This is a genomic window from Pectobacterium polaris (assembly GCF_002307355.1).
Classification (GTDB): domain Bacteria; phylum Pseudomonadota; class Gammaproteobacteria; order Enterobacterales; family Enterobacteriaceae; genus Pectobacterium; species Pectobacterium polare.
In genome coordinates this window covers 985,001-1,000,829 of sequence record NZ_CP017481.1, presented here as the reverse complement: position 1 = coordinate 1,000,829, position 15,829 = coordinate 985,001, and the positions used below count along the sequence as shown (strand labels likewise).

Genomic DNA, 15,829 nt, shown 5'->3' with positions numbered 1-15,829 from the left:
CGCATTACAGATGTCCCCACCCCGTGGTTTCGATCCGTATCGACCAACGACTCCGTTGGCAAAATCCGATGGTCGTCCCGCGTCTCTCGATGCTTAAACAATCGGTATTCGTTGTCAGACCTGGCCTTTTCCTGCACAGCCAGCCTGATTCGACTATGCTTATGTCGTAGAAAATCTTGTCATGGAAAATCCGTCGTCAGCGTGTTTTTGTCTGAGTAAAGCACGGCTGGCGGGGCAGTAAGCATAACAGGAGTAGGGAATGAGAAGGCTGATGACGTACCGTTCACGCTGGCTGTTGCCAGTTCTGGTTATTCTGGCGGCATTGCAGTTGGCTGCCTGTGGTGACAGCGAAGCCGATCAGCGGAAGGCATTCGTTGCATTCCTGCAAAGCGTGCAGTCGCAGCAGGATGGAAAATTGCCGACACTGACGGAAGAGCAGAAGAAGAATTTTGGCAATTTCACCAACGATTACGCGATTTTAACTACCTTTTCTCAGCAGTTTAATCAGGCGGTGTCCGGCAGTTTGACGCCGATGCTGGGGCAAATTTCCCGTATTCGCGTCCCTAAAGACTATCTGACGCAGCGTGACGACCTTCGCCAATCCATCGGGGCAATGAACCTGTTGAGCCAGCATGTGCAGGCGGCGAAAGTGCAGGCGGACAACGCCCATCGGCTGCTAAAACAGCCCGAAGAGGTGCAGATACCCTATGAGCGGTTGTATGCACGCACGGTAATACAGCCCACCAACGCGCTGTTACCCGCCATTCCGAATGCGATTGCCTTCGCACAAAGCCTGATTCAGATCGGCGATTTCCTTCAGGCTCAGGGCGATCAGGCCGTGTTTAATGGCTCGTCTGTGCAATTCCGTACGCCGCAACAGGTGGCGCAATATAACAGCATGGTGGCAGCGTTACCTCTACAGCAGCAGAATTTAATGAATGCGCTCAGAGGAATAACTGGTGTGAATTATCCCTAGTCGTGTCGTGCCCCGACGCTTTAGCGATGCGATAGGGCAGAGAGGCATTCTGGGTAAGATGCGTGTGGCTGGTGAGAGGGTAAAAATAAATTGTGATTAACATCACATAAATAGAACAAATACATGCCTGAGAAATGTGACTTGAATCACATATAGGGCGCAGTGTTTGTCTAAAAATCTGTTTAGTTTTTCATTTTTAACGGTTTTTTGTGAAGTAAATCACCTATTTGTATCGTTGATGTAGGGTGGTTGTGTGATTTTTGTCACGTTACCGCCATGGAGTTGCGGTATGAAAACAGCGTGTTAGAGTCCGCGCTGCATACAGTAATAATGACGGAAGTCTTCTTGTGGTAATCGGTGTTTTTATTGCCACGCCGTCTCACGATAATTACCACGCGCTCTTATTGTCAGCGCGTTTCAATAGGGGTGTGTTTTTATGCTTTCACCAGATATTAAGATCAAGGTGCAAAACTTTGGTCGCTTCCTCAGTAATATGGTGATGCCCAACATTGGCGCATTTATCGCCTGGGGTATTATTACCGCGCTGTTTATCCCTACTGGCTGGTTCCCCAATGAAACATTGGCGAAACTCGTCGGTCCGATGATTACCTATTTGCTGCCATTGCTGATTGGTTATACCGGCGGACGTCTGGTATTCGGTGAGCGTGGCGGTGTGGTGGGTGCCATTACGACGATGGGTGTGATCGTCGGGACGGATATCCCGATGTTCCTCGGTGCCATGATTGTGGGCCCGTTGGGCGGCTGGACGATCAAACGTTTTGACCGCATGGTCGACGGTAAAATCAAGAGCGGCTTTGAAATGCTGGTCAACAACTTCTCTGCCGGTATCATCGGTATGTTGTTGGCAATCCTGTCGTTTTTGGCAATTGGTCCGCTGGTTGAAGTCTTCTCTCAGGTGCTGGCCTCCGGCGTTAACCTGATGGTACAGAACAACCTGCTGCCGCTTACGTCCATCTTCGTTGAACCGGCGAAAATTCTGTTCCTGAACAATGCCATTAACCACGGTATCTTCTCACCGCTGGGTATTCAGCAGGCGACGGAAACCGGCAAGTCTATTTTCTTCCTGATCGAAGCGAACCCAGGCCCGGGTATGGGCGTGCTGATGGCTTACATGTTCTTCGGTCGTGGTAACGCGAAAGAGTCAGCGCCAGGTGCGGCGATTATCCACTTCCTGGGCGGGATTCACGAAATCTACTTCCCTTATGTGCTGATGAATCCGCGTCTGATTATTGCGGTGATTCTGGGTGGGATGACCGGCGTGTTTACGCTGAGCGTGCTGGGTGGCGGTTTGGTTTCTCCTGCGTCTCCAGGTTCCATTCTGGCGGTGCTGGCGATGACGCCAAAAGGCGCTTACTTCGCTAACCTCGCGGCCATCGCAGCGGCTTTCGCGGTGTCCTTCCTTGTGTCGGCGATTCTGCTGAAAAGCACCAAGCAAAAAGAAGAAGACCTGGGCGATGCAACGCGCCGCATGCAGGAAATGAAAGCGTCTTCTAAAGGCACGGCGACTAACGCTGGTGTCAGCGGTGATATGAGCACCGTGCGTAAAATCATCGTAGCGTGTGACGCCGGTATGGGTTCCAGCGCGATGGGTGCGGGTGTGCTGCGCAAGAAAGTTCAGGATGCCGGGCTGACCAACATTTCGGTGACTAACAGCGCGATCAATAGTCTGCCGGACGATGTCGATCTGGTGATTACGCACCGCGATCTGACCGAGCGTGCGATGCGTCATGCGCCGCAGGCACAGCACATTTCTCTGACTAACTTCCTTGATAGCGGTCTGTATAGCGATCTGGTGGCACGTCTTACCGCAGCACAGGGTGCCGTGAAGTCTGAAGCCGTCGCGACGCCAGCACCTGCTGCTGTAGCCGACGCACAGACTAACCTGTTCCAACTGGGTGCAGGCAATGTGTTCCTGAATCAGCATGCGACAGACAAAGAGCAGGCAATCCGTTTCGCCGGTGAGCAACTGGTGAAAGGCGGTTATGTCGAGCCTGCGTATGTTGAAGCGATGCTGGAACGTGAAAAGCTGACCTCTACCTATCTGGGCGAATCGATCGCCATGCCGCACGGTACGATTGAAGCGAAAGACCGCGTGCTGAAAACGGGCGTTGTTTTCTGCCAATATCCTGAAGGCGTTCGCTTTGGCGATGAAGAAGATGAGGTTGCGCGTCTGGTTATCGGTATTGCCGCTCGCAACAACGAACATATTCAGGTCATCACCAGTCTGACCAACGCACTGGATGATGATGCCGTCATTGAACGTCTGGCACAGACCCTGGATGTTCAGGAAGTACTCGACTTACTCTCCGGTAAAAAGAGTGCTTAATTGATGTGGCTAGGGCCGCCTGCGGGCGGCCTCTTTTTATGTTTTTTTAAGGTTATGTCTCATGAAAGCATTACATTTTGGCGCGGGTAATATTGGCCGTGGGTTTATTGGGAAATTGTTGGCCGATGCCAACGTCGAACTGACATTCGCTGACGTCAATCAGCCACTGTTGGATGCCCTGAACAGCCGTACAAGCTATACGGTGCGGATTGTCGGCGATAACACGCAGGTTGATACCGTTAGCAACGTTAGCGCCGTTCACAGCGGCAGCCAGGATGCCGTCGCGCTGATTGCCGTGGCCGATCTGGTGACGACCGCTGTGGGGCCGCAGATTCTGGAAAAAATCGCCGGAACTATCGCTCAGGGGCTGGTTAAGCGTCATAACGACGGTAATACCCGGCCGTTGAACATTATTGCCTGTGAAAATATGGTGCGTGGCACCAGCCAGTTAAAACAGCATGTGTTGAAACTGCTGCCAGAAGGCCATCAGGAATGGGTGGTTGAGCATGTGGGATTCGTGGATTCCGCCGTGGATCGCATCGTTCCTCCTTCCGAAGCCGGTAGCGACGATGTGCTGGCGGTGACGGTAGAAACCTTCAGCGAATGGATTGTTGATAAAACTCAGTTCTGTGGTGAGCCGCCAGCGATTCCTGGTATGGAACTGACCGACAACCTGATGGCGTTTGTCGAGCGTAAGCTCTTCACGCTGAACACGGGCCATGCGATTACGGCCTACCTCGGCCAGCAGGCGCGTCATCAAACGATTCGCGATGCGATTCTCGACCCGAAAGTCAGAGCCGTGGTCAAAGGCGCAATGGAAGAGAGCGGTGCGGTACTCATCAAACGCTACGGTTTTGATGCAGAGAAGCACGCTGCCTATATCAACAAGATTCTCAGCCGCTTTGAAAACCCGCATCTACACGATGATGTAGAGCGCGTTGGCCGTCAGCCGCTGCGCAAGCTGAGTGCAGGCGACCGTTTGATCAAGCCGTTGCTCGGCACGCTGGAATATCATTTGCCGCATGACAACCTGATTACCGGCATTGCCGCCGCGATGCATTATCGCAGTGAACAGGATCCGCAGGCGCTGGAACTGGCTGAGTTAATCCGTACTCAGGGGCCGCAGGCGGCGCTGGTGCAGATTTCTGGTCTGGATGCTGACAGCGAGGTTGTCGCGCAAGCAGTGAATGTGTATAACGCCATGCAGTAATCGGCGTGTCTCGTCATCAGGCAGGTGTGGTCTTTTCGACACGGTGTAAGGTATACGGGCGACGTCGGGGATAGGATGTCGCCACACCTGCCGGTAAGCATGCTGCCGAGATGGGGGATGCTGTGGGCGGGGTTAAAAGGTCGAGAAGTGACGATGGAAGAAACACAGGCGTTTGAAAACCGGGTTCTGGAAGCGCTGAACTCAGGGAAGACCGTGCGCGACTTTATGCTCTGCGCCGTTGAGCTGCTGGCTGAAGCGGTCAGTATCCTGATGTTGCAGGTGTTCCGTAAAGATGATTATGCGGTGAAATATGCCGTTGAACCCCTGATGACGGGAACGGGCCCGCTGGGCGACCTTTCCGTGCGCCTGAAACTGATTTATGGCCTGGGAATGATCAGCCGTAAAGAGTACGAAGATGCGGAGCTGTTAATGGCGCTGGGCGAAGAGCTGGCACATGACGATCGGCATTACCGTTTTACCGATGATGAAATTCTGGGGCCTATCGGCGAGCTGCACTGTGTGGCGGCGTTGCCTACAGAGCCTGCCTTGCCGCCGGTGGCCGACGCCGCCGATCCGCTTTTGGTGAGTATGCAGCGGCAGCGTTATCAGCAGATGGTGCGTTCCACGCTGGTGCTATCCCTGACCACCTTAATTGCGCAAATCAGTCTGAAAAAGGCGTTTTAATCCCCACTCTGTTTTATTACGTCACTGCGTCATGTCAGGCGTTTATAGTAGCTATCCTTCACGCGGCATAGGTGTGGCTGGTCTTACCCAACTCAGTCACTTACCCGAGTAAGCTCCGGGGGGCGTGCGGTTCCCGCCTTCACGCAACTCGAATTATTTAGCGTATAGTGTATGCTGTGCCCCGCATTATTCTCCCGTTATATAGGTTATCTTTTATGAAAGAGCAGGAAAAAGCAGAGATCAAACGCCTTAGCGACCAATTGGATAAGCTGACGCATAAGCAGACCACGCTGCTGGAACAAGGTGATGCTGAAGCCATCGCCCTCAATCTGGAGGCCTGCGAGAAGCTAACGGCTGAAATCGAGCGCCTGCGTAACGTGAGAGAACAGAAGCTCAGCAAAGAAGCACAGAAACTGGCGAACCTGCCTTTCAAACGTGCGATTACTAAAAAAGAGCAAGCTGATATGGGAACGTTGAAGAAAAGCGTTCGCGGTTTGGTGGTAGTGCACCCGATGACGGCTCTGGGGCGCGAGATGGATTTAAAAGAGATGACAGGCTTCGCGCCGAAACCGTTCTAAGGTTTCTTCTCTGCGCAGACCGATGCTGGTGATAGATTCGTTGATGAAGCCCCTGTTTAACAGGGGCTTTGTCGTTTTTGGTACGTTTGTTGATATTAGCGCGGCGCGTGCAGACGATGCGTTTGGTCGGCAAACGCGATACCCGCTGGGGTGTCATCATGCTGCGAGTTTGCCAGACGGAAGACGGAAACCGCTTGCTTCAGCAGTCTTGCCTGCTCTTCCAGCGAGTCGGCAGCGGCAGAGGATTGTTCAACCAGCGCGGCGTTCTGCTGCGTGGTGCTGTCCATCTCAACAATCGCCTGGCTAACCTGGCTAATTCCCCGGCTTTGCTCATCCGATGCGGTAGCAATTTCACCCATGATGTCATGCACCTGCGTGATAGAGGTGACGATATCATTCATCGTTTTACCGGCATTGCCAACCAGCGTCGCTCCGCGTGATACCTGAGTAACCGATTCAGAGATCAGGCCTTCGATTTCCTTCGCGGCCTGAGAACTGCGCTGGGCAAGGCTACGGACTTCGCTGGCAACAACGGCAAATCCACGGCCTTGCTCACCGGCGCGGGCGGCTTCCACCGCGGCGTTCAATGCCAGAATGTTGGTCTGGAAGGCGATGCTGTTGATGACGGACGTGATTTCCGCGATACGCTTAGAACTGCTCTCAATCGCCGTCATGGTTTGCACCACGTTATTCACCTGCTCACCGCCTTGTTTTGCGGTTTGAGATGCGCTGATTGCCAGCTTGTTGGCGTGGTGTGCGTTATCTGCGTTTTGCTTAACCGTCGCGGTGAGCTGCTCCATGCTGGCGGCGGTTTGCTCAACGGCAGCGGCCTGCTGCTCGGTACGTGATGACAGGTCCGTGTTACCCGCGACGATCTCGCTGGACGCGTTAGAAATCTGGCTGACGCCGACGCGAATGTCATCGATCATATTGTGCAGGTTGTCATTCATTTTCGACATCGCACTCATCAACTGACCCAGCTCATCCTTACGAGTTGTGTTGATGGACATGGTGAGATCGCCTGTTGCGATTTTCTCAGCCATGCTCAATGTGTTGCCAAGCGGTGTCGTGATCTGACGTGAAATAAACCAGGAAATCAGCAGACCAAGCAGTAGCGTAATCAGCGCGGCGATGCTCATTTGCAGCGTGGCATTGCGAATGTCTTCCTGCGATGCCGCCAACTGATCGCTGAGCAGGGATTTAACTACGTCGTTTAACTGTCCGGCGACAACCTGCATTTGCCCCGCCTGCGCCATTTCCTCCTCATAGGCCGGCATATAGGCCAGAACCTGCTCTTCATAATTGTTCATTATTGCCAGAACGGGTGTCAGTGTTTCACGCTGTTCGGCAGACAGGCTTTGATACAGGAAGGTCAATGACGTTTGTGCTGCGTTGATGGCATCCGTCAGCTTTTCTTCAGATTCTTTATTGGTAGACAGTAATAACCCACGAACGTGGTAGCGGACGGCAATTAGTTTTTGGTTCAGATCAGAAAGTAATAATTGAAGGTTAGCGCTGTTATTGTCCGTCTTTAATTGATCGTTGAGCTGTTCTAGGGGTTTTTCTGTTGTTGAGATATTCCAGCTTTTTCTGACGGCATCCTTTTTTCCCACTGCATTAATATAATTACTTTGTTTTTCCTGATAGCTGGTAATTAATGTTGGGATACTGGCTATTTTCTTGGCGTCGCTTTCCGGCCAGTGAAATTCTTTTGCTTTTTCAGCGAGTTTACTAACATTGGCAATGTGTTCAACGTTCTTTTTTATATCATCAGGATTATAGGTGGTGCCATATAATGCGCGGTAATATTTAGCCTGATTAATTTCATCATTGATATCGTTGCTTAAATTAACTTTATCAATACTGTCTTTCAGCGAGCCAATATGCATAATGCCCGCACCAGCAATCACCATGGTCATCAGCAGAATCAGGAAAAAGCCTAATCCTAATTTTTTACCGACTTTTAGATTGTCAAAATTCATAGCCATCACATCCCACCACTATATCGTATTGAGTCGAATTCACTATCCTGATGCACACTTGCTTAGCGGTGTTAGCATCTCGGATTACCGCTTACCAAGCTTATCCCTGCACAACAACATGATAAAAACCCGCAGTAGATATCGGCACGCTACTCCGAAACTTTATGCGTTAGTGAGAGAGGAATGCCAGCGTACATGCGGCTCGAGGTCTAGAGAGGGATAATAAAAAACTGGAATAACAGACTGTTATTCCAGTTTATATTCAAACGCAGAAGAGGCCTGATGGTATCAGGCACTCAACGGTTTTATTTTTTCGCGCTAGCGAAACGTGCAGCGGCTTCGTCCCAGTTCAACACGTTCCAGAATGCTTTAGCATAAGCTGGACGAAGGTTCTGATATTTCAGGTAGTAAGCGTGCTCCCATACGTCCAGACCGACGATTGGGTAGCCAGACGCACCAGAAACGGCTTCACCCATCAGCGGGCTGTCTTGGTTTGCAGTAGACACGACGGCCAGTTTGCCGTCGTCTTTCAGTACCAGCCACGCCCAGCCAGAACCGAAGCGGGTTGCTGCTGCTTGCTCAAATTTCTCTTTAAATGCATCAACGCTGCCGAAATCACGTTCGATGGCGGCTTTTAGATCGCCAGTCAGCGTCGTGCCTACTTTCAGGCCTTTCCAGAACAGGCTGTGGTTAACGTGGCCACCTGCGTTGTTACGCAGTGCAGTTCTTTTCTCCGCAGGAACTTTATCCAGTTGAGCGATCAGCTCTTCAGCAGACAATGCAGCCAGTTCAGGCAGAGATTCCAGCGCGGCGTTAGCATTATTGACGTAAGCCTGATGGTGTTTGGAATGGTGAATTTCCATCGTTTCTTTGTCGAAATGCGGTTCCAGTGCGTCATAAGCATAAGGCAGCGATGGCAGTGAATAACTCATGTTTAGCATCTCCATGGTAAAAAAAATGTTACGGCACTGTGTTGTTAGTACCGCGTAAGCAATACCTTCATTATAGTTAATTAAATGATATTGAAAATGATTATTCTCGAACGTGTGGCATGAATCAGATTGCTTTACTTCATGATAACAAACGCTTATGTCGTTATTGCACTATGTAAAAACAAATTAATCTATACCCGTCGCCTGCAAAATGCCGCTGTTCTGGTGGTGCTTCTTACGCGCTTAGACGCTGTGGATGCGTGTAGATAGTCGCATGTCCCGGCCGACAAAAACCGACCAGCGTCAGGTTGCAACGCTGTGCGACCTCTACGGCCAGCGAGGTCGCCGCTGAGACTGCAAACAGGATTTCCACGCCACACATGGCGGATTTTTGGACCATCTCATAGCTGGCCCGGCTGGAAACCAGCGCTGCGCCTTGCTGCCACCCCTGTTTTGCTCGGGTACCCAGCAGCTTATCCAGCGCGACATGGCGGCCGACGTCTTCACTCCCCCCGGACAGTGTGCCGTCTGGCGCGACCCAGCTTGCGGCGTGGGTGCAACCCGTCACCTGACCGATCTTCTGCACATCGCGCAGCCGCACCAGCGCATTTTCAAGTTTGCTAATGGAAAATGTCTGCGTGAAGGGCAGAGGTGCGATCGGTTTGCCGATTTCCGCAAGTTGCTCTACGCCACATACGCCGCAGCCTGTGCGGCCATCCATCGCCCGGCGGCGTTCTTTTAGCCCAACGAAGCGTCGGCTCGAAAGCTCAATCTGTACTTCGATGCCGTTACAGGCGGTCTGTACATCAATGCCGTAGATATCAGCCGGTGATTGAATAATGCCTTCAGATAAGGAAAACCCGAGAGCGAACTCCTCCAGTTCCTTCGGTGAGGCCATCATAACGACATGCGATATGCCGTTATAAACCAACGCAACAGGCACCTCTTCCGCCAGCCAGTCAGACTGTGGCTGATGCAGCGAATCGGGATGATAGACTGAATGTTGCGTTGCGCCTTCAAGGGCGGCATCCGCTGGTAAATGAACCCCTTCCACCTGAAATACCTGCATGTTAGTAACCCTGGAAATTAAAAGTATTATTTCACCGCGCCTGAAGGGATGCGACTTTTTCTCGCAAGAAACTGTGCGTCAACTCGAAGAGTTGCCTTCTTCTCTGGCCGAATCCTGTCGCTAACCCCATACCCCGTATAGGCTTAATTTAACTGCTTACTGTTTGCCTCTTTTTTTCACTGCGGCATGGCCGCTCACCCGGAAATGAAAAGGAGACTGAAATGGCGCACGATAATCTCGAAGGCCGATCCGCATCTGGCGAATACGGCTCTCTTAATCTGAAAAAACGCTATGACAATTTTATCGGCGGAGCCTGGGTACCACCTGACGCTGGTCAGTATTTTGTCAATTTGACGCCAGTAACTGGCCAACCGCTGTGTGAAGTAGCCAGTTCGTCAACGCGAGATATTGACCACGCGCTGGATGCCGCTCACAAGGCAAAAGCGGAATGGGGTGGCCTGTCGGTGCAGGAACGCGCGTTGGTGCTTAACCGAATCGCGGACCGGATGGAGCAAAATCTTGAGCTGCTGGCGCAGGTGGAAACCTGGGATAACGGTAAACCGATACGCGAAACCAGCGGGGCAGACGTACCGCTAGCTATTGACCACTTTCGCTATTTCGCGGCCTGTATTCGCGCACAAGAAGGAGGGATTAGCGAAATTGATGGCGATACCGTGGCCTATCATTTTCATGAGCCTCTCGGCGTTGTCGGGCAAATCATTCCCTGGAATTTCCCGCTACTAATGGCCTGTTGGAAGATGGCGCCAGCGCTGGCTGCCGGTAACTGTATCGTGCTGAAACCCGCCAAACTGACGCCGATGTCAGTGCTGATTTTGATGGAACTGATTCAGGATCTGCTGCCACCAGGCGTCATCAATGTCGTTAATGGGTCGGGCAGTGAAATTGGTGAATATCTGGCGACATCGAAACGCGTTGCGAAAGTGGCATTCACCGGATCGACCGAGGTGGGCCAGCAGATCATGAGCTACGCGGCGCAGAACGTGACACCGGTAACGCTGGAACTGGGTGGCAAATCGCCGAACATCTTCTTTGCCGATGTGATGGATAAGGAAGACAGCTTCTTTGACAAAGTGCTCGAAGGCTTCACGCTGTTTGCCTTCAATCAGGGCGAGGTCTGTACCTGTCCGAGCCGCGCACTGGTGCAGGAATCTATCTACGATCGTTTTATGGAACGGGCAATCAAGCGCGTTGAAGCTATCCGCATCGGTAACCCGCTGGATAGCAAAACGATGATGGGGGCGCAGGTGTCCGCAGGCCAGCTTGATACCATCCTTAACTACATTGATATTGGTAAGAAAGAGGGCGCACGCGTGCTCACAGGTGGTCAGCGCAAGGCGATGCCGAACGGGCTTGCGGAAGGGTATTATCTGGAGCCGACAATATTGTTCGGTAAAAACAGTATGCGTGTCTTCCAGGAGGAAATTTTCGGACCGGTGCTGGCAGTTACGACCTTCAAAACGATGGATGATGCACTGGATATCGCCAACGATACGGAATACGGTCTGGGAGCTGGCGTGTGGAGCCGTAACGGTAACATTGCTTACCGGATGGGACGCGGTATTCAGGCCGGGCGCGTCTGGACCAACTGCTATCATGCCTATCCGGCACATGCGGCGTTTGGCGGCTACAAGCAGTCCGGTATCGGGCGTGAAAACCATAAAATGATGCTGGAACACTATCAGCAAACCAAGTGCTTGTTGGTGAGTTACTCTGATAAGCCGATGGGGCTGTTCTAACACCATACTCCGTAAGATCCTGCGCGCGTTTGCCACTGGGGTGAGCGCGCATCGCTTTAAATTCATGCGGGTTTTCCGTATGAACCTGCCCTTATCACTCAGACTGTCCCGATTGTTGAGCGCTGGTTGTGGATAGTTGCCGGTTGTTAATAATCGATTGTGTCAGCGCTTAACAACGGTTACGCTGTTTTGAATAGCGCTTTTCTTTCAAGAGGTTGTGCATGACGGATAAGATCGGCTGGATTGATAACCTGCGGGCGCTGGCCTGCATGATGGTCGTTCTGATTCATAGCACAACGTACTATATTACGGCGGGTGGCACGCCGGGCGACGGGCACTGGGATGTGGCGAATATCCTGAATTCTGCCTCGCGCGTCTGCGTTCCGCTGTTTTTCATGATCTCGGGCTATTTATTCTTTGGTGAACGTCGAGCGGGGAAGACGCATTTTCTGCGTATCGGCTTATGTCTGCTTTTCTACAGTACGGTCGCGCTGATCTATATTGCGACGCTCACGCCGATTAATGGCCTGAATTCACTGCACCATGCGCTGCAAAAACCGATCTTTTATCACTTATGGTTTTTCTACGCCATTATCGTGATTTATCTGCTTTCTCCGCTTATTACCATTAAGCCGGTATCAGGTAAGTATTTAGCTGTCTTGATTATCTTGCTGGCTGTTGTCGCTAACCCCAATACGGGGCGAGTGGAATTTGAAGGGTTTAAATTACTGCCCGTTAATCTCTATATTTACGGCGATACGTTTTACTACGTGCTGTACGCCGCGCTGGGGCGTGCGCTGGGCGTGCTGGAAGTACCAAAGAAAGTCGTGCTAGCTGCTATCCCCTTCTTCATTGCGTGTGTCGCGTTGATTGCGATGGGAACGAAGCACCACACATTACTGAACGATACGTTCACCCAGACATTTTACATCTACTGCGGCCCGCTGGTGTTTCTGGCTGCGGTCAGCCTTCTGGTGGTGTTTAAGCATTACGGTAGCCAGCGGATTTTACCGGGCTTTGCCACTATTTCGCGCCACTCGCTGGCGATTTACGGTTTCCACGCGCTGATCATTCACTATCTGCGCACGCATGATGTGATGTTGCCAACTCATCCGGTTCTCAACATCTTCTCTGTTTTCGCCATCGCGCTGGGGGCCAGCCTGCTGCTTTCGATGGCGCTACAGAAAATCGATGTGCGACGTTGGGTGAGTTGACGATTCGTCCGGCGCATAGGACAAACGGTGCTACATCAGCGGACTAAGCTGCTGGTAGAGTGTTTTAAATATACGTCTCCGTTCGGCATAGTCGGCGTGACGCTGGGGATCCGGTTGATGCACCTGTTCCAGTGGTAGCGGTGGCAGAAGGTCTGCCAGTGGCGTGTGTGGATGCATGGCAATTTGCGCCAGACGCGCGGCACCTAGTGCAGGGCCGACATCCCCTCCCGTGCGGTACTCCAGCGTTTGACCACTGATATCCGCCAGCATTTGCCGCCAGTAGGCGCTACGTGCGCCGCCGCCAATCAGCGTAATACTATCGGGCTTGAGCCCCGTCATATGCAGTGCATCCATGCCGTCGGCAAGCGCAAAGCCCACACCTTCCAATACGGCTTTTGCCAGTTCCGGGCGGCCATGCTGATGGGTGAGCCCCCAGAATGCGCCTTTGGCATCGGGATTATTGTGCGGCGTGCGTTCGCCGGAAAGATAGGGCAAGAACCACACTGGCGTTATCTTGTCATCGACTGGCGTCGAGGCAATTTCCTGCAACATCGCGGGTACGCTCTCTGCGTGCGTCAGGCGGGCGACCCAGTCGAGGCAGGACGCGGCGCTTAACATCACGGACATTAGGTGCCAAGTATTTGGCAGCGCGTGGCAGAAACTGTGTACGGCATGTTGCGGGTTGCTGAGAAAGCCGTCGCTGACGGCGAAGTAAACGCCGGATGTGCCGAGAGACAGCATCGCCTGACCGGTTTGATACAGCCCGACGCCAATCGCGCCTGCTGCGTTATCCCCACCGCCAGCAATGACGGGGACGGGCTCCATACCCCAGCGGCTGGCGATGTCAGCTCGCAGATAGCCGGTAATCTGGCTGCCTTCATACAGCGTGGGCATATGTTTGCGGTTCAGCGAGCAGGCTTCCAGTAGGGTATCGCTCCAGTCTCGTTTGGCAACGTCTAGCCAAAGCGTTCCAGCCGCATCGGACATATCGCTGGCAAATTCCCCTGTCAGACGCCAGCGGAGATAGTCTTTCGGCAGCAGAACTTTGTCGATTTGACGAAAGATATCACTTTCGTTTTCTTGCACCCATTTCAGCTTGGGCGCGGTAAAGCCCGGCATCATCAGGTTGCCGGTAATCTGACGCGATGTTGGTACCAACTGTTCCAGCGTTCGGCATTGAGCCGCGCTGCGTCCGTCATTCCAAAGAATCGCGGGTCGCAGTACGTTCTGGCGAGCATCCAGCAAGGTCGCCCCGTGCATTTGCCCGGTCAACCCCAGCGCTTTCACGGCACGAAGGCTATGTGCTGCCGCCAACCCCTGTAATGCTTGGTCGGTTGCTTGCCACCAGTCTTCTGGCGCTTGCTCTGACCAGAGCGGATGTGGGCGGGAAATACCCAGCGCGGCGCTATGGCTGGCAACTACCTCGCCTGCTTCATCCAGCAGGATGGCTTTCACACCGGAAGTACCCAGATCAATACCGATATACATAGTGGCTCCTGATAAGCCTCTGCGACAGGGTTTAGTCTGTCGCAGTAGGTGTGGCGTAGATGAGCGTACCGTTTTAGCCAAATAGGTGGCGGTTAACCAGATTTTCCAGCAATTCTTGCTGGCCACTCTGGTGCTGTGGTGCCAGTTGATGGTTTTCCGCATAGCGGGTAAGCGATTCCAGCGAGGCCTTACCTTGTAGGATTTGCTGACCCAGTTCCCCGTTCCAGCCCGCATAGCGTTTAGCGACCAGCTGATTGAGCTTATCATCTTCAATCATTCTGGCAGCAGCCTTGAGCGCCAGCGCCATCGTATCCATCGCGCCGATATGAGCATGGAAAAGGTCATAGCGATCGGTGCTCTGGCGGCGAACTTTGGCATCAAAGTTCAGCCCACCCGTTGTGAAGCCACCCGCTTTGAGAATTTCGTACATGATCAGCGCGTTCTCTTCCACGCTGTTAGGGAACTGATCGGTGTCCCAGCCGAGCTGCGGATCGCCGCGGTTTGCATCGACAGATCCGAAAATGCCCAGTGCGACAGCGGTGGCGATTTCATGATGGAAGGAATGGCCTGCCAGCGTAGCGTGGTTGGCTTCCACGTTGACTTTAATCTCTTTTTCCAGCCCAAACTGCTTCAGGAAGCCATAAACGGTGGCGACATCATAATCATATTGGTGTTTGGTCGGTTCCTGCGGTTTCGGTTCGATGAGCAGCGTGCCCTGAAAACCGATTTTGTGTTTATGTTCGACGACCATCTGCATGAAGCGGCCGATCTGTTCACGTTCCTGACGCAGGTCGGTGTTGAGCAGGGTTTCATATCCCTCACGCCCGCCCCACAGCACATAGTTTTCGCCCCCCAGTTTTTTGGTCGCGTTCATGGCAGTGAACACCTGCGTGGCGGCCCAGGCAAAGACGTCTGGGTCAGGATTGGTGGCCGCGCCTGCGCCGTAGCGGGGATGAGTGAAGCAGTTAGCGGTACCCCACAGCAGCTTCACACCGCTATCCTGTTGTTTTTCCGCCAGTACATCAGTAATGACCGCAAAGTTATGCAGATACTCTTTCAGTGAGTTCCCTTCCGGTGCAACATCGACGTCATGAAAGCAGTAGTAAGGCACGCTGAGCTTTTGAAAAAATTCGAATGCGATATCTGCCTTGCGCTTCGCCAGCTCCAGCGCGTCTCCTGACTGCTGCCACGGACGAGCAAAGGAGCCGACACCGAACATATCCGCGCCGTTCCAGCAGAACGTGTGCCAATACGCGACGGCAAAACGTAAGTGGTCCGCCATACGTTTACCGAGTATTTCCTGATCGGGGTTGTAGTGACGAAAGGCGAAGGAATTGTTGCTTTGGCTACCTTCATAACGGACTTTTTCGATCTGTTCAAAATAGGCTTGCATCGTTAACTCCTTAGAAACCACCCAGACGGAAGAGACGGGAATGTGATTAATTTTCGGAGTGGATGAGTGTTTCCTCAATTACGTTATTTCACACTGAAATTCAGAGAATTATTAAATGTGCGCTGTGTCGCAAAAATAACGGCGTTTTACTCTGAATACACTTCGCAATAGGTAACAAAATGAAAATGTTACTCGACAA

Annotated in this window: 12 protein-coding genes; 7 read left to right on the top strand and 5 right to left on the bottom strand. The window is 52.5% G+C overall.

What is annotated here, in order from left to right; translation table 11 throughout:
• Positions 1-271 precede the first annotated feature (271 nt).
• From BJJ97_RS04540 to BJJ97_RS04520, 5 genes are all read left to right on the top strand, one after another.
• Positions 272-976, top strand: coding sequence for a DUF3053 domain-containing protein (locus BJJ97_RS04540; protein ID WP_080753827.1), 705 nt, complete (start codon positions 272-274; stop codon positions 974-976).
• A gap of 436 nt (positions 977-1,412) precedes the next feature.
• Positions 1,413-3,323: a PTS mannitol transporter subunit IICBA gene (locus tag BJJ97_RS04535; protein ID WP_095993200.1), complete on the top strand. Its 1,911-nt coding sequence runs from the start codon at positions 1,413-1,415 to the stop codon at positions 3,321-3,323.
• Between the two features lie 61 nt (positions 3,324-3,384).
• Positions 3,385-4,533: a mannitol-1-phosphate 5-dehydrogenase gene (locus tag BJJ97_RS04530; RefSeq protein ID WP_039501779.1), complete on the top strand. Its 1,149-nt coding sequence runs from the start codon at positions 3,385-3,387 to the stop codon at positions 4,531-4,533.
• 117 nt (positions 4,534-4,650) lie between these two features.
• On the top strand, positions 4,651-5,217 hold the full coding sequence (locus BJJ97_RS04525) for an MltR family transcriptional regulator (RefSeq protein ID WP_157910791.1): 567 nt from the start codon (positions 4,651-4,653) through the stop codon (positions 5,215-5,217).
• A gap of 215 nt (positions 5,218-5,432) precedes the next feature.
• A complete protein-coding gene (locus tag BJJ97_RS04520; RefSeq protein ID WP_039483242.1) occupies positions 5,433-5,795 on the top strand; it encodes a YibL family ribosome-associated protein in 363 nt (120 codons plus the stop codon).
• 95 nt (positions 5,796-5,890) lie between these two features.
• Here BJJ97_RS04520 and BJJ97_RS04515 read toward each other — a convergent pair whose 3' ends face one another.
• From BJJ97_RS04515 to fdhD, 3 genes are all read right to left on the bottom strand, one after another.
• Positions 5,891-7,783, bottom strand: coding sequence for a methyl-accepting chemotaxis protein (locus BJJ97_RS04515; RefSeq protein ID WP_095993199.1), 1,893 nt, complete (start codon positions 7,781-7,783; stop codon positions 5,891-5,893).
• Between the two features lie 299 nt (positions 7,784-8,082).
• Positions 8,083-8,709 (bottom strand): superoxide dismutase [Mn], encoded by a 627-nt coding sequence (gene sodA / locus BJJ97_RS04510; protein ID WP_095993198.1) that lies wholly within the window; start codon positions 8,707-8,709, stop codon positions 8,083-8,085.
• Positions 8,710-8,944: 235 nt separating this feature from the next.
• On the bottom strand, positions 8,945-9,778 hold the full coding sequence (gene fdhD, locus BJJ97_RS04505; RefSeq protein WP_095993197.1) for a formate dehydrogenase accessory sulfurtransferase FdhD: 834 nt from the start codon (positions 9,776-9,778) through the stop codon (positions 8,945-8,947).
• 221 nt (positions 9,779-9,999) lie between these two features.
• On the opposite strand from fdhD, the gene exaC reads away from it, so the two are divergent.
• Together exaC and BJJ97_RS04495 are read left to right on the top strand one after the other, a co-directional pair.
• Positions 10,000-11,535 (top strand): acetaldehyde dehydrogenase ExaC, encoded by a 1,536-nt coding sequence (exaC, locus tag BJJ97_RS04500; protein ID WP_095993196.1) that lies wholly within the window; start codon positions 10,000-10,002, stop codon positions 11,533-11,535.
• 221 nt (positions 11,536-11,756) lie between these two features.
• Entirely contained in the window at positions 11,757-12,749 is a 993-nt protein-coding gene (locus BJJ97_RS04495; protein WP_095993195.1) for an acyltransferase, read from the top strand.
• A gap of 30 nt (positions 12,750-12,779) precedes the next feature.
• Here the strand turns inward: BJJ97_RS04495 and xylB are convergent, their stop codons facing one another.
• Both xylB and xylA read right to left on the bottom strand, forming a co-directional pair.
• Positions 12,780-14,237, bottom strand: coding sequence for a xylulokinase (gene xylB / locus BJJ97_RS04490; RefSeq protein WP_095993194.1), 1,458 nt, complete (start codon positions 14,235-14,237; stop codon positions 12,780-12,782).
• 73 nt (positions 14,238-14,310) lie between these two features.
• Positions 14,311-15,630: a xylose isomerase gene (xylA, locus tag BJJ97_RS04485; protein ID WP_095993193.1), complete on the bottom strand. Its 1,320-nt coding sequence runs from the start codon at positions 15,628-15,630 to the stop codon at positions 14,311-14,313.
• Positions 15,631-15,829 lie beyond the last annotated feature (199 nt).